21 protein-coding genes are annotated in these 26,299 nt (G+C 57.0%); 10 read left to right on the plus strand and 11 right to left on the minus strand.

The window, feature by feature from the left end:
• Nucleotides 1-86: 86 nt before the first annotated feature.
• From AC1Q6Y_RS23435 to AC1Q6Y_RS23450, 4 genes are all read right to left on the minus strand, one after another.
• The gene (locus AC1Q6Y_RS23435) at nt 87-518 is read right to left on the minus strand and encodes a bleomycin resistance protein (RefSeq protein WP_090454899.1); all 432 of its coding nucleotides are present in this window, start codon (nt 516-518) and stop codon (nt 87-89) included.
• Between the two features lie 160 nt (nt 519-678).
• Nucleotides 679-2,031 (minus strand): SLC13 family permease, encoded by a 1,353-nt coding sequence (locus AC1Q6Y_RS23440; protein WP_492625245.1) that lies wholly within the window; start codon nt 2,029-2,031, stop codon nt 679-681.
• Between the two features lie 169 nt (nt 2,032-2,200).
• On the minus strand, nt 2,201-2,995 hold the full coding sequence (gene scpB, locus AC1Q6Y_RS23445) for a methylmalonyl-CoA decarboxylase (protein ID WP_492625246.1): 795 nt from the start codon (nt 2,993-2,995) through the stop codon (nt 2,201-2,203).
• Nucleotides 2,992-4,221, minus strand: coding sequence for a CaiB/BaiF CoA transferase family protein (locus tag AC1Q6Y_RS23450; protein WP_057715296.1), 1,230 nt, complete (start codon nt 4,219-4,221; stop codon nt 2,992-2,994). The genes scpB and AC1Q6Y_RS23450 overlap by 4 nt, the downstream gene beginning before the upstream one ends.
• Before the next feature lie 180 nt (nt 4,222-4,401).
• On the opposite strand from AC1Q6Y_RS23450, the gene AC1Q6Y_RS23455 reads away from it, so the two are divergent.
• Nucleotides 4,402-5,346, plus strand: coding sequence for a LysR substrate-binding domain-containing protein (locus tag AC1Q6Y_RS23455; protein WP_057715295.1), 945 nt, complete (start codon nt 4,402-4,404; stop codon nt 5,344-5,346).
• A gap of 827 nt (nt 5,347-6,173) precedes the next feature.
• Nucleotides 6,174-6,395, plus strand: a complete 222-nt coding sequence (locus tag AC1Q6Y_RS23460; RefSeq protein ID WP_492588132.1) for a hypothetical protein — start codon at nt 6,174-6,176, stop codon at nt 6,393-6,395.
• A gap of 220 nt (nt 6,396-6,615) precedes the next feature.
• Here the strand turns inward: AC1Q6Y_RS23460 and AC1Q6Y_RS23465 are convergent, their stop codons facing one another.
• Nucleotides 6,616-7,527, minus strand: coding sequence for a LysR family transcriptional regulator (locus tag AC1Q6Y_RS23465; protein WP_057715293.1), 912 nt, complete (start codon nt 7,525-7,527; stop codon nt 6,616-6,618).
• Nucleotides 7,528-7,636: 109 nt separating this feature from the next.
• On the opposite strand from AC1Q6Y_RS23465, the gene AC1Q6Y_RS23470 reads away from it, so the two are divergent.
• The 4 genes from AC1Q6Y_RS23470 to AC1Q6Y_RS23485 all read left to right on the plus strand — a co-directional run bounded on the left by AC1Q6Y_RS23470 (nt 7,637) and on the right by AC1Q6Y_RS23485 (nt 11,304).
• On the plus strand, nt 7,637-8,476 hold the full coding sequence (locus tag AC1Q6Y_RS23470; RefSeq protein ID WP_057715292.1) for a HalD/BesD family halogenase: 840 nt from the start codon (nt 7,637-7,639) through the stop codon (nt 8,474-8,476).
• Between the two features lie 154 nt (nt 8,477-8,630).
• Nucleotides 8,631-9,599: an ABC transporter substrate-binding protein gene (locus AC1Q6Y_RS23475; RefSeq protein ID WP_090454905.1), complete on the plus strand. Its 969-nt coding sequence runs from the start codon at nt 8,631-8,633 to the stop codon at nt 9,597-9,599.
• Nucleotides 9,600-9,708: 109 nt separating this feature from the next.
• Complete coding sequence (locus tag AC1Q6Y_RS23480) at nt 9,709-10,827, plus strand: S-(hydroxymethyl)glutathione dehydrogenase/class III alcohol dehydrogenase (RefSeq protein WP_492625247.1); 1,119 nt, start codon at nt 9,709-9,711, stop codon at nt 10,825-10,827.
• A 93-nt stretch (nt 10,828-10,920) separates the two neighbouring features.
• Nucleotides 10,921-11,304, plus strand: a complete 384-nt coding sequence (locus AC1Q6Y_RS23485) for a VOC family protein (protein WP_057715289.1) — start codon at nt 10,921-10,923, stop codon at nt 11,302-11,304.
• Nucleotides 11,305-11,493: 189 nt separating this feature from the next.
• Here the strand turns inward: AC1Q6Y_RS23485 and AC1Q6Y_RS23490 are convergent, their stop codons facing one another.
• Nucleotides 11,494-12,330: an MliC family protein gene (locus tag AC1Q6Y_RS23490; RefSeq protein WP_492625248.1), complete on the minus strand. Its 837-nt coding sequence runs from the start codon at nt 12,328-12,330 to the stop codon at nt 11,494-11,496.
• Between the two features lie 234 nt (nt 12,331-12,564).
• Between AC1Q6Y_RS23490 and AC1Q6Y_RS23495 the strand changes: the two genes are divergently transcribed.
• The gene (locus AC1Q6Y_RS23495; RefSeq protein WP_057715287.1) at nt 12,565-12,915 is read left to right on the plus strand and encodes a BON domain-containing protein; all 351 of its coding nucleotides are present in this window, start codon (nt 12,565-12,567) and stop codon (nt 12,913-12,915) included.
• A 235-nt stretch (nt 12,916-13,150) separates the two neighbouring features.
• Here the strand turns inward: AC1Q6Y_RS23495 and AC1Q6Y_RS23500 are convergent, their stop codons facing one another.
• The 5 genes from AC1Q6Y_RS23500 to AC1Q6Y_RS23520 form a co-directional block, all read right to left on the minus strand.
• Nucleotides 13,151-15,583 carry a spermine/spermidine synthase domain-containing protein gene (locus tag AC1Q6Y_RS23500; RefSeq protein ID WP_492625249.1) on the minus strand — a complete coding sequence of 811 codons (2,433 nt, stop codon included), beginning with the start codon at nt 15,581-15,583 and terminating at the stop codon, nt 13,151-13,153.
• Nucleotides 15,584-15,585: 2 nt separating this feature from the next.
• On the minus strand, nt 15,586-16,329 hold the full coding sequence (locus AC1Q6Y_RS23505; RefSeq protein WP_224795391.1) for a protein-L-isoaspartate(D-aspartate) O-methyltransferase: 744 nt from the start codon (nt 16,327-16,329) through the stop codon (nt 15,586-15,588).
• Nucleotides 16,330-16,924: 595 nt separating this feature from the next.
• On the minus strand, nt 16,925-19,603 hold the full coding sequence (locus AC1Q6Y_RS23510; protein WP_492625250.1) for a DEAD/DEAH box helicase: 2,679 nt from the start codon (nt 19,601-19,603) through the stop codon (nt 16,925-16,927).
• A complete protein-coding gene (locus AC1Q6Y_RS23515) occupies nt 19,600-21,594 on the minus strand; it encodes a hypothetical protein (RefSeq protein WP_492625251.1) in 1,995 nt (664 codons plus the stop codon). The genes AC1Q6Y_RS23510 and AC1Q6Y_RS23515 overlap by 4 nt, the downstream gene beginning before the upstream one ends.
• A complete protein-coding gene (locus AC1Q6Y_RS23520) occupies nt 21,594-22,913 on the minus strand; it encodes a hypothetical protein (RefSeq protein ID WP_492625252.1) in 1,320 nt (439 codons plus the stop codon). Before AC1Q6Y_RS23520 ends, AC1Q6Y_RS23515 begins: the two co-directional genes overlap by 1 nt.
• Nucleotides 22,914-23,527: 614 nt before the next feature.
• Here AC1Q6Y_RS23520 and AC1Q6Y_RS23525 point away from each other — a divergent pair.
• From AC1Q6Y_RS23525 to AC1Q6Y_RS23535, 3 genes are all read left to right on the plus strand, one after another.
• Nucleotides 23,528-24,175 carry a COG3904 family protein gene (locus tag AC1Q6Y_RS23525; protein ID WP_492625253.1) on the plus strand — a complete coding sequence of 216 codons (648 nt, stop codon included), beginning with the start codon at nt 23,528-23,530 and terminating at the stop codon, nt 24,173-24,175.
• A gap of 322 nt (nt 24,176-24,497) precedes the next feature.
• Complete coding sequence (locus AC1Q6Y_RS23530) at nt 24,498-25,631, plus strand: aminotransferase class V-fold PLP-dependent enzyme (protein WP_492625254.1); 1,134 nt, start codon at nt 24,498-24,500, stop codon at nt 25,629-25,631.
• Between the two features lie 89 nt (nt 25,632-25,720).
• Entirely contained in the window at nt 25,721-26,275 is a 555-nt protein-coding gene (locus AC1Q6Y_RS23535) for a YdeI/OmpD-associated family protein (RefSeq protein WP_218498304.1), read from the plus strand.
• Nucleotides 26,276-26,299 lie beyond the last annotated feature (24 nt).

Below are 26,299 nucleotides of genomic sequence, written 5' to 3' on the forward strand. Positions count from 1 at the left end.
GACTGGCCGATAGCTGCCTGACGCGATGGGCAGCTACCGACCGGTTGAATCCACAACCCAAAGCTGACGGTCGGCTTGGCTCAGATTCAGATTGAGCAAGCCGGTCTCTCACCCAACCGCTCTACCAACCTTACGAGATAACCGTCGGGATCCTGGACGATGAATTCGCGCTGGCCTACTTCTACATTGTCCGCCCGATACCAGGTGTCTTTGCATTCTCGATAGAGAGGGAATCCAACCTGATCAAGTTTTTGGATGATGGGTGCGACAGCCTCAACATCAATCTGTAGGTTGATGCCTCTTCCAAACGGCTTAGTCAACGGCGCAGTCAGCCATTGACCCGCGTCCGAATCCACCTGTTCAAGCATTACTTGAGCACCATTCAAATCAAGGTATGCAAATCCATCTTCCGGGCGTTGATAAGCTACTTTGAACTCCAGGCAAGAAACCCAAAAAGCCAGGCTGCTATCCAGGTTGCTTACCATTAACTCCGGAACCAGTTTGTTACGTTCGAACATGAGATGACTTCCATTTCAAAAGGCTCATTTTTGCGGGCGGGCAGGTTCTGCACTTATGGCTTCGATTCTTCCCTTCCGAAAATCGTGCAGGAATTTACCCCTTGTGGCAGGTGACGGAAAAATTGAGTCCATCAGGTTGATCAGGGCCTGACCCGAAAGCTCAGAGCACCCCGGGCACCACTAGGGTCAACCAGGCAACACAGGGTCCCACCAGGGCAACCACCGCGCTATAGATCAGCAGACTGCGCAACACTTTTTCTCGTTCCAGCGGGGGGGTATTGGCAACCACCAGCGCACCATTGGTGGAGAACGGGCTGGTGTCGACGATGGTGGTGGAAATGGCGATAGCCGCGACCACGCCGACCGCACTGATGTGGCCCTGGCTCAAGAATGGCACGGCCAAGGGAATGATCACCCCTAGCAACGCCGTGGACGAAGCGAAGGACGAGATAATTGCGGCAGTGAAGCACAGCAGTAAAGCGACCAGCAGCGGTTCACCCAAGCCGGAGATGCCATGGGCGACATAGTCGATGGTACCGATGGTCTGCATCACTCCGATGTAGGTGATGATCCCGGTGATCAGCAGAACAGTCGACCAACTGACCTTGTCAATGGCCGCCTTCTGCGCCTTAGGTGCGAACATGGCCAGGACTACCGCGACCGTCATGGCCACCAACCCGATATTGAACTTGAACACTAATGCCGAGATCGCCAGGGCCAACAGCCCGACCAGCGTCGACAGCTTGGCCCCGTCCAGGCCGCTGAGGGTCTGTAGCGGCGCACCGGCACCCGTCAGGTCAGTACGATGATAAGCAGGGGACGCCGGCGTACCACCGTGGCCAAGAATGGCCAGCGATGCACCGACAGCATGCAATTCGGGACCGGACGGGACCACCACCAATGACAGGCGAGCGCTACGTAAACCACCGAAGACTACGAATACCACCATGGCAATCCCCAGGTTGAACAGCAGGCTGGCGATGAACAGAGTGAACGGTGCATAAGGCAGCCCGGAGGACGCAACGATCTGATTGGTTATGCCACCGAAAATACTCACAGGGGAAAAACTGCCGCCTTGAGCGCCGTGAATCACCATCAGTCCCATGAGCACGGGGTTGATGCGGTACTGCACGGCGAAGTTGAGAGCAATAGGCGCGAGGATCGCTGCCACCGCAGGGCTCAGCGCACCGAAACCGGTGAGCAGCGCCGCCACCACGAACATCACCCAGGGTATCCAGGCGACATGGCCACGCACCATCAACACTGCCCGTTCGATCAGCCAGTCGATGGTGCCGTTGTTCTGGGCGATGCCGAATAAATAGGTGACACCGACCAAAGTCAGGAACAGGTCACTGGGAAAGCCGGCGAAGATGGTCGCCGGTGTCATGTCCATTATCACCGAACCGACGATAAAGACCGCCGCGAACGCCAGCGCGCCCATATTGATGGGCAACACGCTGGCGATACCGAAAATGACCACCAGCACTAAAATCGACAGAATTTCATTATTCATTTCAATCTGACTCCCCGCATTCGGACGGTCCCGCAGGTACCGTCCTTGTTGTTATTGTCTCGGGATGTTTAGCAATCGACTCGCGTCGGGCCGAGCGTGACGAAACGAGGAAGCGTGGCTTGCCTGCGAAGTCGATCGTACAAACACAGAAGCTTTCAACGATGTCGTGCTAATTGCCATTAAATGCTGCTGGCCGGCGCTCGGCAAAGGCTGCCAGTCCTTCGCCAAAGTCAGCGCTTTCGCAGGCTTGTCGGCGCAGTTCGGCAATCTGCTCCATCGCCTGCACCGGAATCGGTTGCAGGTCTTCGAGGATACGCAGCTGTTCCTTGACCGCCGCAACGGCTAGCGGCGCTTTGCAGGCGATGCCGTGTGCCAGTTCCAGCGCGGTCGCTTCCAGCACATCAGTGTCGACCAGTCGATTGACCAGACCAAACCGTTCCGCCCGCACCGCATCGAGCTTTTGTGCAGTGAAAAACATTTCCTTCAACACGTGAATTGGCAAATTGTTGAAGAAGCGCAGCAATCCACTGGTGGTGTAGGGCAATCCAATGTTCACCGGAGTCATGGCAAAGCTTGCGCTGCGGTCCGCGACGACCATGTCGCAGCTCATTACCAGATCCACCGCGCCGCCCCACACCGAGCCGGACACCAGGGCAACCACCACGCCGGGATAGGCGCGGATGCGGCGCAATACCTGTTCGAGCGGTTTGCCATAGGCAATCGGGTCGCGGTCGTGTTGCAGTTCGCGGATATCGTGGCCGGCACTCCACACGGATTGGCCGACTTCGCTGCCGAGGATCACCACCGGGATGCGTTGTGACGCCAGTGCGATGAGGCTTTCGTCGAGCGCCGTCAGCAGTTGCGCGCTGAGTGCATTGCGGTGTGTGGGGTTGCTGAAGACCAGCCGCGCGATGCGTTCATCGACCCGGTTGACGGTCACTGTTGCGGAAGAGGCTGAATTCATTGTGCGGCTCCTGTCGATTGCGCGCCGGTCATGTCATCGGAATTCTGGAACACTATTTTAGCGGCGAGCAGTGCGTTGATTGATGCAGCGTCGAAACCGGCTTCGCGCAATACTTCGACGGTGTGTTCGCCAAGCAGCGGCGGTGGGCGGCTGACAACGCTGTCATTGGCGCAGAACACCGGGGTCACTACCTGACGCAGTGCACCAAGGGTCGGGTGCGTGAGTGTCTCGGTCAGTTGGCTGTGCAGCACCTGCGGGTCGTCGAAGACCTCATCGAGAGTGTTGATCGGGCCGGCGGGTAATCCTGCATCGACGAACAGCGAGGTCCACTCGCGTTTGCTGCGGGTTTTCAAACGACTTTCCAGAATCTCTCTCAATTCGTCACGACGTTCGACCCTCGCTTCATTGGTGGCGAAGCGCGAATCATCCGGCAGCTCGGGCAAATCGAGCAGTATGCACAAACGCCCCCACATGGCCGAGGTGATCGGCGCCAGATTGAGCGGGCCATCCTTTGTCTGGAACACGCCGTAAGGTGCAATCACCGAATGGGCGTTACCGGTGCGGCGCGGCACATCCCCCAGGCTGAGGTAGCGTTGGCCGTGCACACTCAGCAACCCGACCAGACTGGCCAGCAGCGACGTGCTGACATGTTGGCCACGCCCGGTGCGCTCGCGCTCGAGCAGCGCGGCCAGCACCGCTGTCACCAGCCACATGCCCGAAGTCAAATCGCCGATGGCGGTGCCGGTGCGTGTCGGGTCGCCATCGACGAAACCGGTCAGGCTCATCAGCCCCGAGTAGCCTTGGGCGATCTGGTCGAAGCCGGGCCAACTGCTCATCGGCCCGTCGGCGCCAAAGGCGTTAATGCTGCCCAATACCAGTCGCGGATTGCGGGCGCTGAGCACCTCATAACCGAGGCCCATGCTTTCCAGCGTGCCAGGTTTGAAGTTCTCGATGACGACGTCGGCGTCATCGATCAACTGCTGGATAGTGGTCAACCCTTCGGGGGTGCGCAAGTCAATGCACATGCCGCGCTTGTTGCGGTTACACGATAAGTAGTAGGTGCTCACGCCACGGTCGAAGGGGCCCCAGGTGCGGCTCATATCACCAGTCGGGCCGGGCTCGATCTTGATCACATCGGCACCGAGGTCTGCCAGCACCATGGTGCAGAACGGCCCGGACAGTGCGCGACTCAGGTCGACGATTTTCACGCCTTGCATAGCTTGCATAGGGTTCTCCATTGAAGGGTTGAATACCGGTCATTGCACTAAGGCCTTTGAAGCGCCATTCGCCTGTGACGACCGTTAGCGCTTCGCGTTGTGAGACGAGTCTAGGCGCCGTATCTCATAACCTTCAAATATGATATTTCTCTACAGTCATCGGAAAATCATATGGCTTGGGAGGTACACATGGACCTGCGCCAGTTGCGGTATTTCATCAAGGTGGTCGAGTGCGGGAACATCACCCGCGCCAGTGAAACGCTGCATATCGCGCAGCCAGCCATCAGCCAGCAGATGCGCAACCTGGAACAGGACATGGGGATGCAACTGCTCGAGCGCAGCGTGCATGGCGTTGTTCCCACGGCGGCTGGGCAAACGCTTTATCGGCATGCCATCGAACTGCTGCGCCAGGCCGACGGCACCCACGAACTGCTGCGCCAGGACGCCGAATTCCCGCAAGGCAAAGTCTCGGTCGGCATGCCGTCGAGTACGGCGCGCATGCTGGCAATTCCGCTCGCACGCACGATTCGCAGCCGTTATCCGGGTATCAAGTTGGAATTGATTGATTCTCCGAGCGCCGAACTCGGACGTCTGATCACGGTAGGGCGAGTGGCACTGGCGGTGAATGTCGATGTGGTCGAAACCCGGGGCATGGCTTTCCGGCGGCTGTTAACCGAAACGCTGTATTTGGTGGCGTGGCCGGAATTTTCATTATCGGATGAACCAGTGTCGATCGAGGCATTGGCGAAGATGCCGCTGGTGCTGCCCTGTGCTCCGAACACTATTCGCAGTCGGGTCGAATTTGCACTGCAGGAGGCCGGCTTGAAATGCGAGGTTGAATTCGAAGCCAATTCCACCGACCTGTTGTTCTCAGCCGTCAAGGCGCAGCTCGGTGTCACGATCCTGCCGTGGGCCGCGGCCCATGTTGAGCTTGTGCAACACAGGCTCAAGCTGGCCAGGATCGATCATCGACTGTTCAAGCGGGATCTTTCGCTGTGCTGGCATGACACGGTTGTAGAGAGCAATGCCGTGCAGAAGGTCAAGTCGACCATTTTCGAGCTGTTCGAGGCGTTCGAGCGGCAGCCGGGGTGGGCAGATGAACCTGTCAAAGGAAGGAACCTCCAAGATTACTGACAGGCTATATTGGGTCGGAAGTAGTCGTTCGTGAGCGGCTGCTTTTTGCCGATTGCTGCCTGCCACGCAGGGCAGCAAATGACCATAGCGGACATGCAGAACGGCCATTACGGTGTCGGCAATCCTAGTCGATGTGCTTCTTCGCTCACATTCATCCTTACGCCCTCCTGAAGGGGCCTCAAAATTCTATTAGCGCCTGGCTAGGAAAAACTCGAAGCCCAGGTTCAGGCAAAAGCTCAAGGTGCGGGTAAACCGGAATTTGAATGTCGGATTCTCTGAACGTTTCGCTCAGGACGGTGTAGTGGGCAAGCTCAGCGTCTTTGCTTCGAGCATTTACCCACCTGTCGCATCTTTTGCCACCTCGTCACTCAGAGAAGTTTGCACAGGAGCAAATTGAGCTTCGTTGTTGTCGATTGAACAGCGGGCAAGGTTTAGTGATAACAAAAGCACACCTTCGCCGCGCAATTTCATTCAGGTTGAGAGGTGAAAATCATGAACAGCATCATCTACATTGTCGGATTAGTAGTGGTGGTCGCGGTCGTCCTGTCGTTCCTGGGATTTGCATAACTTGTGCGTTAATCCCTCAACGTTATGTCCATTTTTTTGTCGTGGACGTTCACCTCATTATGCTTTGCGTTGATGAATGGGCGTCCCGTCTTAGGTCCCATTTGCGCAACCGAAAGACCTGGCTATGGCACGCCGGTCTGTATGTTGTTCGTGGGTGTCATCATCAATCCTTCTGACTGGGAAATGCCACACGTCGTCCTTGGTGAACATTCCGCTGCTCGCATGGCTCTATCGCAACAAGGGCTTTGGGAGTCGTAATCATGTACGAAGACCGAAAAGCGCAAGCGCTTGAGACATGGCAATCAATGCTGGTTATGCCCGAAATTCGAGCGACTGCTCAAGAGCAATACGAAGAATTACTTCGGCTTGCCGAGGACTATTCAATCAAAGGTTTCATCAATCGTGACGAGCGAAAGGGCTTGGTTATGGAGGCCACGAAGCGATATGCCCATTCGGTGGAAGATGTCCATAAAGGAGCATGAAGGCTAAAAATTTTCGCCTCGTCGTAATAGCTTCTGGTCGAGCACGCCCGGTTCTCAATCGTCAACTTTTGGCCAATTGATGCCTATCACGAGGGGCAGAGTACACCCCAAGCCGCCAAGCGATTAGCAGCCGATCATGAAGGGCTGCTTCTGGCCGATTTCTGCCTGTCACGAGGGGCAGCCATCGACCAAAAAACCATTTTTACGCATCAACCAGCGATTAGCTGCGTTCAGGTTTTCCTGCGTTTTTTATCCAGGTATCAAGCTCCGTAACCATTTTACTGACCTCGCTATCTTCCCGTTCCGAGGGGCGAACGATTGCGTTCCAGGCGATATCCAGGCCGTCATTCAGGGCCGCCCACGCAAGCTCCCCGCGTTCAAGACTGGGGGTTACCAAATCCCGTTGCAATATGCTGATTCCGTATCCTGAGCGGACCAGTTCAACGATGGCTTCGATCAACTCCACCGTGATCATGCGGCGCGGCAAGATGCTGGCGGGGGCGAAGAAACGGTCATACTCCCAGCCACTGGCGCGATCGGTCGAATACGTCACCAGGTTGTAAGTCTTGAAGTCTTCCGCATAGATATTTTTCCTTCCCGCAAGGGGATGATCGGTTGCCATGATTGCAATCAAATCGTCCCGAAAAAGTGGCAACTTCGCGACACCGCTAGGCACCATGCCGTCATCGATAATGGACACATCCAGTCTGCCTTGCATCAGGCTCGCGTAAACGTCGTTACGGGGCACGGTCACCAGTGTGATTTCGATGTCCGGCCGAAGACTTGAGTAGTGCTTGATGAATTTTGGAATCCAGCGAAATGGGCCGTAGGAGGTGACACCCATACGGACAAACGCTGTGACGCCACCAGCCATGGACCGGGCCTCGGACTCAGCCTCATTGAGTATGGCAATGATGTCTTTGGCGGCCCGTTCCAGGCGCACGCCGGCAGGGCTGAGTCTGAGCTTTCCTCCTGATCTTTCCGTCAGGCTCACACCTAGCCGCCGCTCCGCTTCGCGTATGCGGTGACTGACGGCTGAAGGTGTCAGCCATAAACGTTCGGCCACCGCGGTGATCGAATCGACTTCCGACAAGGTTTGCAACATCACCAAGTGATCCAGCGTCAGTCTCATGGTTATACGACCTGAAAATAATTCACAAAATTGCGTAAAATTATGAGCGTGACTTGTTTTTGGTGCCGATGCAATCTGAATCCAGCAGAGCCAACGGAGACCAACAACAATGACTACCCTGCCTTTCACACCTGCGCTAACCCTGGGCGATCTCGTCGATCTCGAGCGTTACCCAATCACCGATCGCACCAGCCCCGCTTATCTCGCACTGGTCACTCACAGTCAGTCGTTGCTGGCACAAGAGGGCGTTGCGATCTTTCCGGGTTTTGTTCGCAATCCAACGGTTGTCGCGATGGCGCAGCAGACACTTGCACTGCACTCGCGCATGTTTCATTTTCGGGAAAACCACACGGTTTATTTCAAACCTCAGGACGAAAGCGTTGATCCGGAACACCCGCTACGACGCTTGATGAACACGGCAAAAGACACTGTTGCCTATGCCGATATTCCTGCCGACCATTTGATCCGGCAGATCTATGGATCGGACGAAGTCCTTGCTTTCATCAAAGATGTTTTGGCTCTGGACACGCTCTATCGTCATGCCGATCCATTAGCCGCCCTTAACTTGCAGGGCTTCACGGCAGGGCAGGAGTTGGGGTGGCACTTTGATCGTTCCGACTTCAGCGTCACGCTGTCGCTTCAGGCTGCAAGCGCCGGTGGGGATTTCGAGTATGTGCGGATGCTGCGCAATGAAAGAGACGATTGCTATGACGCGGTCAGGCAATTCCTCGATGACTCGCAAACACAGCAGGTAGAGGTTCTCCCTCAAGTGCCCGGCACCCTGACATTGTTCCGCGGCCGCTATTCATTGCACCGGGTCACGCCGGTGGAAGGGGACAGGCTGAGGCTCAACGCGGTGTTTGCGTACGTGGACCAGCCCGATGTCGAGTTCAGTGCCTATGCGCGCCAGTTGTTCTACGGGCGTACTTCTGTTGATCCATTAGCTTGAGCTTCGCCAATAACAATAAATGCAATTGATTCACGCCTTTGTTTCACGTGTTTGCGCACGCACTTGTCCATGCTAAATCTGATGGACTCGTTTGCTCCTGTGTCGCACACAACAGTTCGCTGCCCCCAATAATAATGATTCGGAGCGTCTGATCATGAAAAACAGGAAGAGTTTGTTGGCCTCTTTGCTCACCCTTGGCTTGCTTGTCGGTAGTGCTTCAAGCCAGGCCTCAGGGTGGTGTGAATCGGGCAAGTCGGTGAAATTTGCCGGGTTGAACTGGGAGAGCGGGATGCTCCTCACCGACATCATGATGATCGTGCTCAAGGATGGTTATGGCTGTACAACGGATCAGTTGGTGGGTAACACCATCATTCTCGAGACCGCACTGGCCGGCAACGACATTCAGGTGTTTGGCGAAGAGTGGATGGAGCGCAGCGAAGTCTGGAAAAAGGCGGTGGCGGCCGGAAAGGTTGTCGGGGTTGGCGCTCCGATCATTGGTGCGACTCAGGGCTGGTATGTGCCGCGTTACGTCGTTGAAGGGGACGCTAAACGTAACCGGCCAGCGCAGGCGCCCGACCTCAGGACAGTCGCGGACCTGAGCAAGTACGCGAGTGTTTTTCGCGATTCGGAAGAACCGTCCAAAGGCCGTTTCTACAACTGTCCTGCGGGTTGGATCTGTGAGCAGGACAATACCGAGATGTTGAAAGAGTATGGTCTTGAAAACACGTTCACAAACTTTCGTCCAGGTACCGGTGCGGCATTGGATGCGGCTGTCCTGTCCAGTTACAAACGCGGTGAGCCGGTGCTGTTCTACTACTGGTCACCGACGCCGCTGATGGGGCAGATCGATGCGATAAGGCTGGAGGAAAAGACCGGCGCCAACAAAGACGTCATCACCATGGTGGGACTCTCCAAGGCATTTCATGAACAGGCTCCTGAACTGGTCGCAGTACTGGAGAAGGTCAACATTCCGATCGACTTGTTGAATCAGAACCTGGCGAGGATGACCCGGGAACGCATCGAATCGCCGAAGCTGGCCAGGATGTTCCTCAAGGAACACCCGGAAATCTGGCATGCCTGGGTCGACGAAGCCGCAGCAAAGAAGATCGAGGCATCGCTCTAATCGGCCTCAAGGGCAAGGACGCCCGCCCTCTGTAACGCTCCTATGAACACAATCTCTTGACTGTTTCTACACAGGAACGGCGCCTCTTTGCGTCCGGGAAATCACGAACATGATCAAATCACGAGCGGCCGTCGCCTTCGCGGCGAACCAGCCTCTGCAAATTGTCGAAGTCGATGTAGCGCCGCCGCAAGCCGGTGAGGTGCTGGTACGCATTGTTGCGACAGGTGTCTGCCATACCGATGCGTTTACGTTATCCGGCGCCGATCCCGAAGGGATCTTCCCCGTTATTCTTGGCCACGAAGGTGGCGGTATCGTCGAAGCGGTTGGCGAGGGGGTAACTTCACTGGCGGTGGGCGACCATGTGATCCCGCTCTACACCCCGGAATGTGGCGAGTGCAAATTCTGCACCTCCGGCAAGACCAATCTTTGTCAGAAAATCCGTGCCACTCAAGGCAAAGGTTTGATGCCAGATGGCACCAGCCGATTCTCTTACGAAGGGCAGCCTGTCTTTCACTACATGGGCACCTCGACGTTCTCCGAATACACCGTGCTTCCCGAAATTTCCCTGGCCAAAATCCCCAAGGATGCGCCACTGGAGAAGGTCTGCCTGCTCGGTTGCGGTGTGACCACCGGCATTGGCGCGGTGCTCAACACCGCGAACGTGGAGGAGGGAGCCAGTGTGGCGATCTTCGGTCTGGGCGGCATCGGCCTGGCAGCCATTATCGGTGCGACCATGGCCAAGGCCGGCCGGATCATCGCGATCGATATCAACCCGGCCAAGTTCGAGATTGCCAGGCAACTGGGCGCTACCGACTTCATCAACCCCAAGGATTATGACAGGCCGATCCAGGACGTGATCATCGAGATGACCGAGGGCGGTGTGGACTATTCCTTCGAATGCATTGGCAACGTCCATCTGATGCGCGCCGCCCTGGAGTGCTGCCACAAGGGCTGGGGTGAGTCGGTGATCATTGGCGTCGCTGGCGCCGGTCAGGAAATCAGTACCCGTCCTTTCCAGCTGGTGACCGGGCGCATCTGGCGCGGCTCGGCATTTGGCGGTGTGAAAGGACGTAGCGAGCTACCCAGCTATGTCGAGAACGCGCAAAAGGGCGACATTCCACTGGATAGTTTCATTACCCACACCATGGGGCTGGAGGAGATCAACAGAGCCTTCGACCTGATGCGCCAAGGCGAAAGCATCCGCACCGTTATCCATTTCGATCGCTGACTCAACAGGTTTGGCGAAACCCGTCAGGGCCAGTCAAAGGCGCGAAAACCTGCAACATCAACCCAGCATATCTACACCAAAGAGAGCACAAAGATGACCATTTTCACTCATGTGACCGTCGGTACCAACGACCTGCAAAAAGCGCGCAGCTTCTATGACAATGTCCTGGGTACCCTGGGCCAAAAACGCATCGCTGATCTGGACGACAAGGGGTCGATCTGGGGGGAGAGCGCTCCGTCCTTCTTCGTGCTGAAACCGGCGAACGGCGCCCCGGCCAGCGTGGGTAACGGTGTCACCATCAGCTTCGAAGCGCCGAATCGTGCGGCCATTGACGCTTTCCACGCCGCGGCGCTGGCCAGTGGCGGCACCGACGAAGGTGCACCGGGTCCGCGAGGCTGGGCACCTGACGCCTATGCGGCTTACGCGCGGGATCTCGATGGGAACAAGCTGGCTGCGTACTGTTTCAAGCCAGCCTAAGCTTCAAGACGAGGCATCATTAGATGCTTCGTCATTAGCCCTTACTCGCAAGGATTAGTAATCCGTAAGGTTGCAATGGTGGCTTGAACAAGCCCGTTTAACCTTGGTGTTCGAACGACAGCTTCTGGCCGATTTCTGCCTGTCACGAGGGGCAGCAATATGCAATTACCCAGCTGATTGAATCGTTGCTCAAGGCTTTCTTTTGCACTGCGACTTGGGCCCACCGTATCCCCAAGTGATTATGGTCTCGGCCTGATGCTCCCAAAGCGTTTCATTGCGCCCAAGGTACTTTATGCCACTGCCACTTGGCTGCTGGTACATCAGCGATACGCTGTCACCACGCTCGGCGATTAATGTCGGCGGATCGGTTTTGAAGAACATGACAGTCACCTCTCTAGCAGGGTTGCCGTCGCATTCGTAATAGACAGGCCCAGTGCCCGATACCAGTCGGTAGCGTGCTTGCAACTCGGCGATGCGGTGCTGGTATTCCATGCGCAAGCATGCACTGACGTCATCACTCTTCCAGCAGTCGTCGCGTCCCTTGATCCATCCACGTTGTTCTGCTTTTAGCCGGGGAGGATGCTCGTTGCCGGCCTTAATACTCGCACTGGCATAAACTGCCGACAGATTGCGATCGAGCGCGGATAACGCCTTGTCCTCACATATCATCGCTTCGATACCGCCAGGCTCCACTCTGGCGCAATCGTATGAAGGGCCAGGTGTCACATTGGCAGTCGACGATTTTTCCGTGCCGCCCCCAGTCGGCTGCATTGCATTGATATGCTGATCAATGTACTGGCACCACTGTTCGGAGCTTCGTTCAGGGACGTTTGCTCCATCGCGAACCCCTAACTTGAATTCGATCACCGATTTCCATTCGTCGGAGCCTATATCTGGCCCGTGCCCTTGCGCATCGGATGTGTGCAGTATCTTATCGATCGATTGATACCACGGGTAAGTGCATATGGATTGCGCCTGAGCAACGCCTGTGGCGCCAGCCAATAACAAAACCAAATATTTGCTCATGCGCGGTCCCTTTTGATTTATGCAGTCGCCAAGCACCGAGCGACCAAGGCGGACGTTCACGGGGACAGCGCTCTGACCGCAGGCAACGGCCGTACTATAATTAATTTCTGTCAATGTTTGCGTGACGAGCGCTCCAAAGCGAATCAGGTATCCATAGCGTTCACCTGACAGGCAGAGGGCGACACAGCAAATGGGATGGACGGTACGTCTGATTACGCGACAGAGGGTTCAGCCATGAAAATTCACTCCTTCCAGCATTACTCCCATGGTCTGGAAATGGCCGTTCACGATGCATGGATTACCGCCAAGGTGAAGTCGGCCCTGGCATTTTCCGATCCGACCCTTAGCCTGCATATCAATGTCAAAACCCATGCGGGCATAGTGGGGTTAAGCGGCCGCGTCAACACTCATAGACAGTGTGAACAGGCCATTGTTCTGGCTCGTTCGGTTCATGGTGTCGCCGAAGTCGATGCCAGCGACTTGCAGACCCATGTGTTCACGCCAGGGAGTTTTCCAGAAGCGCCCAACGCCGAAGAGAGCACTGAGCGCCGGCCACAATCGTCAACAAAGATGGACGACAAATGATAATGGCAACATTGTAGGCGCCGCGCTCCCGGTCGGGAACCGAGGGCGGAGGGAAGCTGAATGCCAATGTGCCCCAGAGTGAATCGCCCATGGTTTCGTGGACATTTCCGACTGGCTGCTTATGGCCGGTTTCTGCCGGTCACCACCGGCGAGACGTGTGAACTGGTCAAGCGGCGTTCCAACAGGCCATTCGTCTCACCAGGGTCTGTTGACGTTTTGCTGCGAACCGCCGCGATCAGGGAAACATGACTGCCGCCACGAGATACAGCAGCAACGCCAGCAGCAACACCACGGTGAAACCCAGGTGGATCGCCAACAGGGTCGCCAGCACGGCCGCCACCACCGATACGCTGGCGTTGACGCCCCAGGCGGTCGGCACCAGTGCTTCGGCGCACGCGGAGACGCGCCCGAGTCCGAGCGGAAACGGCATGCCCATGGCGAACGCCAGCGGCGCTACCAGCGCGGCGCAGATGCCGAACCTGGCGAGGGTCCCCACCGGCGCCAGCAGCTGGAACAACGGGGGCAGGGCGATCAGGTAGAGCAGGGCGATCGCGCAGATCGCCAGGACTGGCCGCGCGAGCGGATGACGGGGCCCCACACCAGCTCCAATGCCCCCCCGCCGCCGGCCGGAGTAACGGCTGCCGAGGCCAGCGAAGATCAGGAACGCGCTGAGCGTGACCGCCACCGAATACAACGGGTGGCTGAGGAACAGGGTGAACTTCTGGATGAAGGCGATTTCCACGAACATGAAGGCGAAGCCGATGGCGGCGAAGTAGGACACGACCCGAAGTTCGAACCTGGCCAAAGCCGCATTTCGAGAGCGCCGCTGGCGCCGCCGCGCCACCCATAACGGCGCCAGGATCAGCAGCACGGCGGCCAGGCCGGACTGCAGCAGCGTGGCGATCAGCACCGGATAGCCCCACTCCAACATTGACAGGCCGCCCTGCGCCTTCAGCGCCAACAGTTCCGGCAGCGAGCGCCACTTGAAGAAGTGGAAGAAATACGGCCGATCATCCGTAGTCGGACGCACGTCGAACTTGTAGCGCGCCAGGAACTCCGCGCGCTCGCCGGACAGCAGGGCCTGCGCCGCTTCGAAGAACCAGGGCCGGTCGAGCAGGTTGTAGCGGTTCGCCTCGGCCACGGTCATCCCGGGGTAGTAGGCCAGGTCGAAGGAGCGCGCCCGGCAGAACTCCCGCAGCACAGCGATGCCGGCGTCGTCGAAATCCCTGTTGCTGACCAGCAGCGTCGCGGTCTTCCAGCCGCGGATCATGACGATGCGGCGCGCCGCGCTGGCCTGCCCGTCGCGCTCGATGGCCGCGGCCGCGGTGGCCAGCAGCCTGGGAACATCGCGCGGCGGCAGGGTGACCCAGCGGGTGATGGCCAACAAGCCGCCGGGCGCGAGATGGCGCAGGTACTCGGCGAAGGCATCAACCGTGTACAGGTAGTTCTCGGACAGCGCATGCAGGCCGCCCGAAGCAGTGCCGAAGGAGTCCAGCAGGGCGATCTGGATCAGGTCGTAAGGCTCGCCGCGCGAAGCCACCAGGCCGCGCGCCTCGCCGATCAGCACACGGACGTTGGGCGCGCTGTACGGCTTGCCGGAGAAGTCGGCGAAGTGGCGCTGGACCAGATCGATCACCTGTGGGTTCAGTTCGATGGCATCCACCGCGCTGGCGCCGTGATAGATCGCCTGCAGCACATCGGCGCCGGCGCCGCTGCCCAGCACCAGCACGCGGGGTTGGCGCAGCAAGTGATAGGGAAGAGCTGAGGTGAGGTAGTCCAGGTAGGCGAGCGGCTCGCGGCGCCCGTCATAGCGGTTCAGCACGGAAACGCCGTCGCCGTCGGTAAAGATAGCCAGTTGTGCGGGCGGTTCCTGTGTCGCGTTGAGGCTTAGGCCAGGCGCGTAGCGCAGGGGAATGGTCGGGCTGTCGACGACCGTCAGCAGACCCAGCGGACTCCAGGTCTGGGCGATTGCGCGCGCATCCTTGATACGCAGCGTCTGGCTCAGTTCCTTGTACTCGGAGGGCGACAGGGCGATCCAGCGCCCGGGCACGCCGACCGGCACCGCGACTGCCGCCGCCAGCAGCAACGGCGCGAGCCAGTGCCTATGCCCCGTGCAAGCCATTCCGGCCAGCGCCCCGGCGGCGATGCCGGTGCCGCCCAGCAGCCGCAGCGCATCGACGGGCGTCAGGGCGAACAGCGCGGCGACAATCGCCAGGCTGCCCACGCCGGCGCCGAGAATGTCGAAGGCGTAGATCCGGTGAATCTGTTCCTGAAAGCAGGTGAAGGTCAGGCAGATGCACACCGCCGCGCAGAAGAACGGCACGAACAGCAGCAGGTAGATCATCAGCAGGCGTGCCGACTGCCGCGCGTCCCAGAGGATCTCGAGGGGATTGAACGGAACCTGCTGGGCCAGGCTGAAGCAGGCGATGGCGCTCAGCCCGAACAACACCGCGCCGCCAATGAACACGCCGTGGAAGCGCGGCGCCAGCACAGGCCGTGCCAGCGCCACGGCGGTGCCGGCAGCGCCGTAGCCGAGCAGCGCGACGCTGATCATCATGTAGGCGAAATGGTGCCACTGGATGATCGAAAGCAGTCGCAGCAGCAGCACCTCATAGCCGAGCGCGGAGGCGGACAGCAGTGCCAGGGCGAGCAAGGGCGGCGAATGCATGCTCAACCGCCTCCGACCAGCGGCACGAAGCTCACAGGCAGCACCTGCCGGGTGGACACACTGCCATCGCCGGCCTTCTCGATCAGCAGCAGGTACTGGATCATGAACGGCGCGCCGACCGGGATTACCATCCGTCCGCCGGCCTTGAGCTGGGCGATCAGTGGCGGCGGCACATGGCTGGCGGCGGCGGTGACGAGGATGGCGTCGTAAGGCCCGTGCTCGGGCCAGCCGTGGTAGCCATCGCCCAGCCGGGCCTGCACCTTCGCATATCCCAGACGGCCCAAGCGCTCCCCGGCCTGCACTGCCAGCGGCTCGATGATCTCCATCGTATAGACCGCCTGCGCCAGCTCGGCGAGGATCGCCGCTTGGTAGCCCGAGCCAGTGCCGATCTCGAGTACCACGTCGCCGGGCCCGACCTGCGTCAGGTCGGTCATCAAGGCGACGATGTACGGCTGGGAGATGGTCTGGCCGTAGCCGATCGGCAGCGGACGATTTTCGTAGGCGTAGGGCACCTCGTCGGGCGGGACGAACTTATGGCGTGGCACCTTGGCCATCGCGGCCATCACCGGCGCGGCAAACTCGACTCTGCCGGTTTCGTCGCGGGTGACGGACGACATGTTGGCGATCTCCCGCACCATGGCATCGCGCAACGGCGCGAACGGGTCGTCGGCATGCAGACCGGCAGATGCCAACGCCAGAGCGATGGCAGGCGCCAGGATGCGCGTCAGGAGCATCACCGGCTTCACAATGACTCCTCCGCCTGAGGAATAGTCGAATCGTATGGCCGGCGGGCTGACTCGGCAAGCCGGGAGTGCCGGCGACCAAATCAGGCTGCGGCGACTGCCCGAGAAAACATCGCAACCCGTAACTGCATTGGTAGCACCCAGCCAGTTCAATCGGTGATACAAAAGTGAATGCGATTGTCAGCTAGTGGCCGTTCTCTGCCGGTCGCCACTACGGCGTGTTCTGGTCAAGTCGAATGCAAACGGTTGGTGAGCACGGATGCAATTTACTGCTCAGTGGCAATGCCAATGGCTGGTTAAAGCCATGCAATTACGTACTGACCTCCCGTTTCCTGATGGGAAAAGTGGCCTTAGCAAAACTTAGCAACTTGCGGACATGGGGCTCGACCATTCTCGCCAAGCAAAACCAGGTCTTTTGGCCGAAATATTGACGCGTTTGTAGATTGCTAATATTAGCAATCTGTTCACCTTGCGATGTTGCGCAAGTTGGCCTGATGAAAAAACAACCCGCAACCCACCTTAACCAAACTTAACGGCTTGCGGACATAGGGCTAGTGGAGGCCTAGACCAACATGGCCTCCTGCAAGCCCACTCAGACTTACTCTGTGGCGAAAAAGCGTGGCGCTGCAGCCGCAATTTCGTCTAAGTAAGACTGTATCTCAGGGTCATCCGAGTTGCTCTGTGGGACCACAATACCATGCAGTTGCGCACGTAAGTTGGCCCAGCGAGTGCGCAGAACCTGCCAGTTATGCTCATCGTAAGTGCCTTGGAAAATCACCGGGCGCACAACAATCCGTGGAATCTCGGCATTACTCTCGATGGCGCGGGCCAGTTGCTGCTGCCAGAAGCTGCCAACCCGATCAACGCGACCAATTTGCTGCTCAACCACGCCGGGGTTCCACTCGGGATGAAGCAAGATCACGGTTTTGCAGGCTTCATGCAGGTTCAACCCCTCGCGACCAACCATTGATTGCGCCACTAGCGCCTTGATTGAGCTGTGCGGACGATTAAATGCCAGTTGCATCATGCGTCGGCTATGTTGGCTCGTGCCGCCGTACATCAAACGGGCAAACGTGCCTTGACTGCTGCCGTACTCATCTTTTAGGCGCTGCTGTAAATGCGGCCACAAGCGTTCAGCTTCCTGCTCATCGAGTTGGCCATCGCCGTCCTGATCGCCTTCATTGCGTTCGCACAAGGCCTGCATCAGATCGGCAAAGGCTTTGGTATAACGCTCAGGACTTAGCAACTGGGCCGACTCACCCAATTGCTCGGTCAGGGCACGGCTAACCAGCGCTAGGCTGTGAGAGTCATCTTCCCCCTCTTGGGCATTGACCAACATGTTGCAAAATGCACCGTAGAGGCTATGCACGCGGGGTTCGAATTGCTCCCGGCGAAAACCCTCTTCGAGCAAACCAGGCAGACTATTGCGCTGGCTTTGCCGGCGCTTTTGCAACTCGCGGTATTGCTCGGCTAATGCGGCGTCCAGGAAATCCAAGCGTAAGCCCGATTGCAACTGCTGATGCGCCGCGCGCACCGCAGGCCAATCGCTCTCATGGGCACCGCCATCAATTTCACCATGCACCTTGGCTTGAGGCCACGATTGGCCTGTCGCGACTGCGCGTAACATGGCACGGGCATTCAGCAGCTGCATTAAACAAGTCAATGGTCGAGTAAAGCGCCCAAAGACCAGGGCTTTTTCACCACGTTCAATGACCTCTTCAATGGCTTCTACTGCTGCCAAGGTCGCCGGATGGTTAAACAGTACCTCATCGCCATTTGTATCTACGAAGGGTTGCTGCATAACCCTGTTCCACCATTGCGCACGCTGCAGGCGTTTGAGCTCTGCGGAGCTTTGCGAGGCTTTGCCTATCGCAGCCGATTGATTATCCGCCAACTCATCGGCTTCGCTGTCTTGCTCGGCAACATAACTGTGGCTATCGATTACAGCAGCGAGACCATGGCCATTACCCATCGTCAGGCGTAAGCGTTTAAGCTGTTCATTCTGACCATCGCGCAGGCCAACAGTCACCACCGACAGGGCTTCGGCCGCGCAAACGGCCTGCCGCCAGGCGGGATTTAGCGTTGCCACATCAATAGCAATGTCGCTCTCCTGCCGATAGGCGTCATGGGACAATTGGGTAGCCTTTACAAACTGCTGTACGGCTTGGTCCTGTCGTTTGTCACGGCGCAAGACGAAAGGCGACAAAGTCTCCTGAAAACTTGCAGCCGCAGCAGTATAGGCGGCTCTGATGGTCGCATCGGTAGGGGTGGCACGGACCTTTTGCACTGCATAGGCATAAGCCGTTACGGAGCTTTCGACGACCTGCAATTGCTCAGGCTTGAGTTCGATACGACGGAGGATTTGCTGCCATTGACTGACATCCAATTCAACTGGAGTCGCAGTCATCGCAAAGCGCCGGACATCATGGGTTGCCTGGATCAAGCGGCCAAGCAGGCCGGAAAGGCCACTGTCGTCATTACGACTTTTGTGCGCCTCGTCGATGACGACCAGATCAAAGTGGCCCAAACCCAAGCCGACTGTTTCTTCGAGGCAGGGACGGAGTATTTCATAGCGTTTGTATTCACTTGCATCCAAGGCGCCCGGCCATGGTGTACGACTTATTAGCGCGTCCATTTGCTGATACAGCGGATGCTGTGGGTCTGCCGGTATGGCGCTACAGATGCTGGCAGCAGCATTTTTTATTGATGTGTACTCAGCCCAGGAATAGTTGAGGGCCTCTTCTTGAAAGTAACCACGCGGAAAACGCCCTTGGGTTCTCTTACGCCAATGGGCATAGACCTCAGGCAGCAATGCCCAGCGCCATACAGCCGAATCTTGACCCAAGCGCCAGTTAGAAAAGCCGTGAGAAACCATGACCACTGATTCAGCAAACCATGGTTTCTGCTCTGCAACCTGCTCCGAATCCCAGGCCGAAATGTATTGCCATAGGCTGCGCAGTAAAGGGGCAGCTTTGACCTCCCCACGGGTTAACTCTTCCTGCCATTGGTAACCCAGTACTGGCGGCACCAACACTGCAATACGGCCACCGGCGGCAACCACTGCTCGGATCACCGCAACGGCGATGCGGGTTTTGCCCATCCCGACTTCATCCGCCACGATTACCCCGTTATCCGGCAATCGTTTGGCCAATGCACGCACACTGGCGCACTGTCCCTGATTTAGCCAAGGGTTTGGGTTTGTACCTGGGTCCTGCTGCTGAACGAGTTCAAGCAACTTGTCTGCAACAACCTGCCATCCTTGAAATTTATGGATCATTGCTGCTCTCCAATCTGGCACAGGTTTGCTACATCCCAGGAGGTCTCGATACGGGCAAGCATGGCAAGATAATCAGCGCCCTCAGGGCTCGACGCCTGCTCGGCAAAAATTGGCAAGAATGCAGCTTGGCGCAACGGGCTTAGAGGGTTGAGGCGCATAGACCGGAATACGCTGATGACTGGATCCTTAGCGACTTGCAGCAGAGACTGTTCTAGTCGCGTGCACCAAGCCAACCAGTCGAGCGGGTGAAGTTCTACCTGCCTGGCAGCTATCTGCTCAATGAGCGCCATCATCCGACGAATCGGGTAGCCGGCAGTGCTGGCATCATCCCCTACAGCAGCCCCGGCCTGCCCCGTACTGGCTGCACTCTCTTCGAGCTCATTCAGCGACTGGTCCTCATCCACAGCGGCCTGCGGGAAATTGGCCAGCTGCCACCAGACCTCATCCAGATCCAGTTCAGGCATAGGTGTTGCGGCTAAGCGCCCGGACTCATCGAGTACGGGCACCACAGCGCTATGCACCTGCCCAGCAATTGACCATTGAATTGTCACCACTCGAGGTGGATGACCAAGCCATTGCCACACACCGGACTGCAGGTTGGCGCATCCGGCACCGTTGGCATCCAGCAGCGTTACTGGCACTTCGGTTTGCTCAGGGGCACACAGTAAACTTCCTTCCTCGGCCTCTTGCCAGTTCAGCCATGCAAGCGGCGCGGAAAGCGGGCCATCGTCATGTTCTGGCATGGGCTCACCGGCAGACAATTGCTCAAGCGCGGAAATAACCGTATCCCACTGAACTGGTAGTAGGTTAGTAATTATCCGTGTCGTGTTGGCCCCCCCCTCTGCGCGCCAATACAATCCGTCAGGACTAAGCAGTATGCCAGCCTCAAGGTTACCGCCTACATTTGACATCGGGCTGGCAAACCCTGGACCAGTCAAGTTTCCCGACCCCAGGTAAACCCAGGCACTGCTGCAGCGCGAACTGTCTTCCCGGGCGTTGGCGGAGAAAATAAACTTAGCATGCAGCGAACGCGGCGTAACCGAACCAAAAATCTCAGTATTTTGCGCAGCTGCGCGAACGATGTAGCCAGCCGACTGCATAGCACTCAACCCTTCGGCAACGGATTGACATGCTCCCGGGTTAACGAAAACGTCGACTTTAGGGCGAGCAGTTAATAGACCAGAGTCTTTCAACATTGAGGTGATTTTGCTCAGCACCGAGGGCAGTTGCCCTTGGCCATTAACGCCTTCAAAAAAACCCGAGCCCATACCAAGATAATTACGCTTAACGTCGGAGGCATGCTGTTTGATCAAAGGCACCAATTGCGCAAGCAAAGACTGTTTGCGGTTATCAAAATAACGCGAGGGTGCATTCGCCGCGTGAGCAGCGACAATACCTAACCAGCCACTCAGCCATTGCATGGACTGCGCTGTTAAAGAGGCTGACTGGTGACGAGATTTGGCATGCAGAATCCGTGTATCGAAATAACCGCTAAGCCACGTTAGCATCTGCCAAGCTGCAGTAATGTCCGTGCAGTTTTGCCCAAGCCAAGCAGGCTGCTGTTGCACTTCCTCACTGCTGCATTCAATGCACGAAACGAGATCAAGCGACTCGGTAACAGTTTGGACCGTCCAGTTACCTGTGGAGACGATCAAGCGCAATAGCCAGCGATGTGGTTCTTTTTCATGGCGAAAGCCCAGCACCGCCACTTTCGCATGCAGCAAAGCAAAGGGCTTTTTTTGTTCCGACGTGAAGATCAGATGAGCAACCCCTGGAGCGTCCGTCAAGGCGATAGGTGCGTGCGCGGGGTCGAGCATAAGCGCCAATGCCAATTGTCCCTGATGGGCACGCTGTGCGGTGGTTTGCCGGGTGAAACGCTCGGCGGCCTGATCGAGAAAATTGCAATCGGCGGAATAACCACACAACCAACCAAAACTGCCCAAATAGTGATCAGGAGCTTCGAAATGATGCAACAGAGATGGTGTGCTCATCATGATTCTTCACTATGTGGGAGTGGGGCTGCGCTGAGCCATGTATCTAGATCGCCATGCAGGTCAGCGTTCAAAAAGAACAAATTGCTTATACGGCTCGACATGCCTGTGGGCCACTTCAAACGACGCTGATCAACTTCTTCCGGTGGCGTTTCAGACTCAGTACTGTTAACACTAGGAGCGCCATCGAATGCAGGGCCTGGCAAAACAACGGAACCCATCAGGCGCAACACACGTCCATCGCGCTCCACAAGGTGACGAACAATTGCTGCATCAGCTTCAGCACTGCACTCGCGACAGAACTGAAAGGCCGCGGGCTCGCTATGACCCAACGCCTTGTACGTAGAAGCCAGCTGACGCAACTCAGCGAGTGCCACCAGCACCGACTGCGGCAAGGTTGCGGTGCTCAAGTCAAAAGATCGGCCATTTTGTAAGGTCCCGAGATGCGACTCGAGCGCATCGAGTACCCCTAGACTCTGATCACGCAGCGCAAAAAAGGCAGCGCCAGTTCGTAGGTCATGCCAATGCTCATCATCGAGCATGGTTGGGCGGCTATTCCAACTGAGAGCTTGCTCCGGTTGCTGACGCAGCCCTTCAACCCATTGCAGGGCTTTACGCCGGCGTAGCTTGCTGGCATGCGGCTCACTTTCGCCACCGCTGTGTAGCACATCGGTAAGCAGGCATCGTAATGGTTCATCCATAGGCTCAAGTGGTGATAAGGCCTTATAAAAAAAAGCCTTATAACGCCCGGTATGCGCCTCCCGCCTACCTTGGTTCCAGAGGTAAATATGATCGAAGATTTCCCGGCCATAGCCGCCATTGGGTTTATCGCCCAAATCAAATCGGCGTAAGCAATGCTCACTGAGTTGGTACTGGTTAAAACGTGTCGCATCCGACTGCACCAAGCCCAATGCAGGCAGCACCTGCACCGTTGCCATACGCATTGGCTGGGTCACATAAAATCCAGGTTTGGATACCGATTTGAAGGATAAATCGCTGACGCCTCTAAGCTTGGTAGTGCCGCGTAGGCGTGAATCGGTCTGCCATTTATTGCCATCAAGTGCTAGCCAGCAAGCTAAGGCTTCAATTGCATTTGCGGCCTTAATGTTGGCGCTTTTTTGCCCCGTCGCTTGACTTCTACCTGCCAGGGCAATACCTAAGACCGCATACCAAAGCTGTTTCCCGTACCAGACACCTCCAATCCCAGGCACCGCCTGCTCATTAAAAAATCGAACCGTTGCCCCCAAACCTAGAGTGCGAGCACGCCGTGCACTCACCACTGTGTCAGGTCCCAGCAAGCCCCATTTCATTCCATTCATTTCAAGGCCTTATTCGAGGGAGTTCAACATCACAGCCATCTGCTCACGCATATCTATCAGATACGATGGGTTGGCCAACGCAGCCAATTGCTCTCGCGTCTCGTCCATCGATGAGACGGCTCCAAGTCTTTTCAAAAGGTTTTTGCTATTGCCAGTCATGAGCAAATCTCTGTCTATTCAGCTGTATTCGCTAGAGATATCTATTGAGTAAGCGGATCAAGATTGAGTACGTCAGCCAAGTTTTCTGGACTGAGTGGGCAAGCGTCTGCATCCTTGTCAGGGGCGGACGGTGCAATACGCGAAAAGGGTAAATTTTCACCTGACTGTACGCGATGAGCCAGATAGACGCTGACAAAAATGCTCAGAAATGGAAGCCTTCAAATTGATTGACGTGCCCGGACTGGGTTGATTGAAGACCTTCGCGACGGGCCGCAATCGGCTGTGGATTCAACTGGTCGATGCAACAGATTGGCATCATCACTATAGACAGCAGGGTTTGCCATCAACTTGCCGTGTTTCTCTCTGGGCAGTGTCGCGTTTGCCGTGCCCACGTCTAAGCTAGACAACGACTTACATCGCGACTGATATGTCGACTACTAGGAATTGGACCGCTTATGAGCCGACGTGAATCGAATACCATGAGATCGGCTATGGCGCAGCTAGTCGCAATCGCCTTATGGTCGCTTGCATGTGAGAGCGCGTTTGCAATGACCTTTGACGTGGTGACGATGAAAGGCGAACCCGTAATCCGTGGTCGCGGTGAAATTGTTACTGGAGATGCCACTCGCCTCAAAGGTGTTCTGACGCCGAATGCCAAACACTCGTACGGATACTACACATTGATTCTAGAAAGCCCTGGGGGGAGCGTTCAGGCTGCTTTCGAGCTATCCCGGGTCATAGATGCCCACTATGTAAATACCTATGTAGCCCCGGGCGGGAGGTGTATCTCCGCTTGCGCCGCAATTGTTTTCATCGCTGGACGAGAGCATGTAGCCGTTCCTGGGTCCTACCTCGGATTTTATGGCTGCTTTAACGCACAAACCGGAAGTATCGTCACTCTCTGCAACGAAGCGATTGCGGAGCACGCCATAGCTCATGGAACCGCATACGGTGCAGTGATGGCATTTATCGAGAAAATTCCATCCGCCGAAGTTGTCTGGATTAGCAGCCGCGAAGCTGATTGCTGGGGAATTAATCGGTATGACATCAGTCCGGAACCTGTGAACTACTTGCAGTGCGTCAGGGAGGGGTTCCGTCAATGAGTAAGCATGCCGCATTAGGTTGGGCGACAAAATCAATCTAGCGTGACGACTAACCCCTTCAAGGGGACTTTATGAATGGCTGCAATGGGTCGGCTGCCGCCCTTTGTAGCTGGTCGCTATCGAACGAATGTAAGGAGGTAGGAACCTTTAAGCCCCCCTCCCACAACTCAGCAGCGACCTGCGAGCATTGCTACGTCCAGTAATCGACCTGATGCTGCCAGCCGCTCGACAGAAGTCGCAATTCAATCCCGAGCAATCTTGTCATTTGCCAAGGCTTAGGGCAGGGTCGATACCACTGAGATCCCTGCCAAAGGAGTCACCCATGTCAAAGCTCTATCCCAGTATCGATCCCGAGGGGCTGGTCGAGTACTCAGTGGTCTACACCGACCGCTCGCTCAACCACATGTCGCAGTCATTTCAAGGCGTGATGAAGAACATTTCCAAGACCCTGAAACAGGTCTACAACGCCCAGGCTGTTGCGGTGGTCCCGGGCAGCGGCACATTCGGCATGGAAGCGGTGGCACGACAGTTTGCCACCGGCCAGCAATGCCTGGTGATACGCAACGGCTGGTTCAGTTATCGCTGGAGCCAGATCCTTGAGATGGGCAACATCCCGGCGGCCACCACGGTGCTCAAAGCCCGACCGGTCGACACAGGTCGCCAGGCTGCCTACGCTCCGCCCCCTCTGGACGAAGTGCTGGCAGCCATTGCGGCGCAGAAACCGCAGATTGTCTTCGCCCCCCACGTTGAAACCTCATCAGGGATTATCCTGCCCGACGAGTACCTGCGGGCCGTCGGCGACGCGGTGCATGCGGTGGGTGGCCTGTTCGTGCTGGACTGCATCGCCTCAGGCACGATTTGGGTTGATATGCACAAATGCGCAATCGACCTGCTGATCAGCGCACCGCAGAAAGGCTGGAGCGCCTCCCCGTGCTGCGCCCTGGTGATGCTCAGTGCTTTGGCCCTCGAGCGCATCGAACAGACGCAGAGCAGCAGCTTCGCCTGCGACCTGAAAAAGTGGCTTCAGATCATGCAGGCCTACGAACAGGGCGGACATGCCTACCATGCGACCATGCCCAGCGATTCCCTCGCGCGATTCAACGAAGTGATGAAAGAGACGCAAGCCTACGGTTTCGACAAGGTCCGCGGCGAACAACAGGCTCTGGGCGATCGGGTGCGCGCAATGTTGACCGGCAAAGGCATCAAAAGCGTGGCCGCAGCCGGCTTTCAGGCTCCTGGCGTAGTGGTGAGCTACACCGATGATGCCGACATCAAGAGCGGTAAGAAATTTGCCAGCCACGGCCTGCAGATCGCCGCCGGAGTGCCGTTGCAATGCGACGAGCCGGCCGATTTCCAGACCTTTCGCATCGGTCTGTTCGGACTCGAAAAGCTGCACAATATCGAGCGCACGGTCAGCACCCTCGAGAAGGCACTGGACGAGGTGATGGATAACTAAGCGCCCATCTTGGCGACATCAATGTCGCATTTGAACGCTACAGTGATGTTGCCAGAAAGTAGTCAGGCGTATTAGTTGGAGGAGTGGCAATGACAATAATCGATGTGAAATCCCGATTCGAAGCAAAGCTTCTTCGTCCGGCAAAGCCCGGTAATGATACGTCCTGGGCGTTCGCAGTACTGCCAAGAGACGCGAGTGAACCGCTTCCGAGGCGGGGAAGGACGACAGTTGAAGGCACAATCAATGGGCACCATTTCCAGGCAACCCTTGAGCCCGATGGTCAGCTGAGCCATTGGCTGAAGGTAAGTAGCGAGTTACTCGACGCCGCAGGTGTGGCCGTTGGGGATATCGTTACACTCGAGCTTACCCCTGTGAAAAAGGAACCCGAGCCTGACATCCCGGCAGATTTTGAGGAAGCACTGGCAGCCACTCCTGAGGCTCGTAAAGTTTGGAATAATACAACGACCATTGCACGAGTAGACTGGATCCACTGGATTACTTCAGCCAAGCAACTCAAAACGCGCGAAAAGCGAATTGGTGATGCCTGCGATATGCTTGCAACCGGCAAGAAGCAGGTTTGCTGTTTCGACCAGTCCGGCTATTACAGTAAGGCCTTCCGTGCGCCCGAGGCAGAAAACTCTTAAATGGAATGTTCCGTTGAATACGCC

It is taken from the genome of Pseudomonas sp. GW823-FHT06E10, assembly GCF_058794995.1.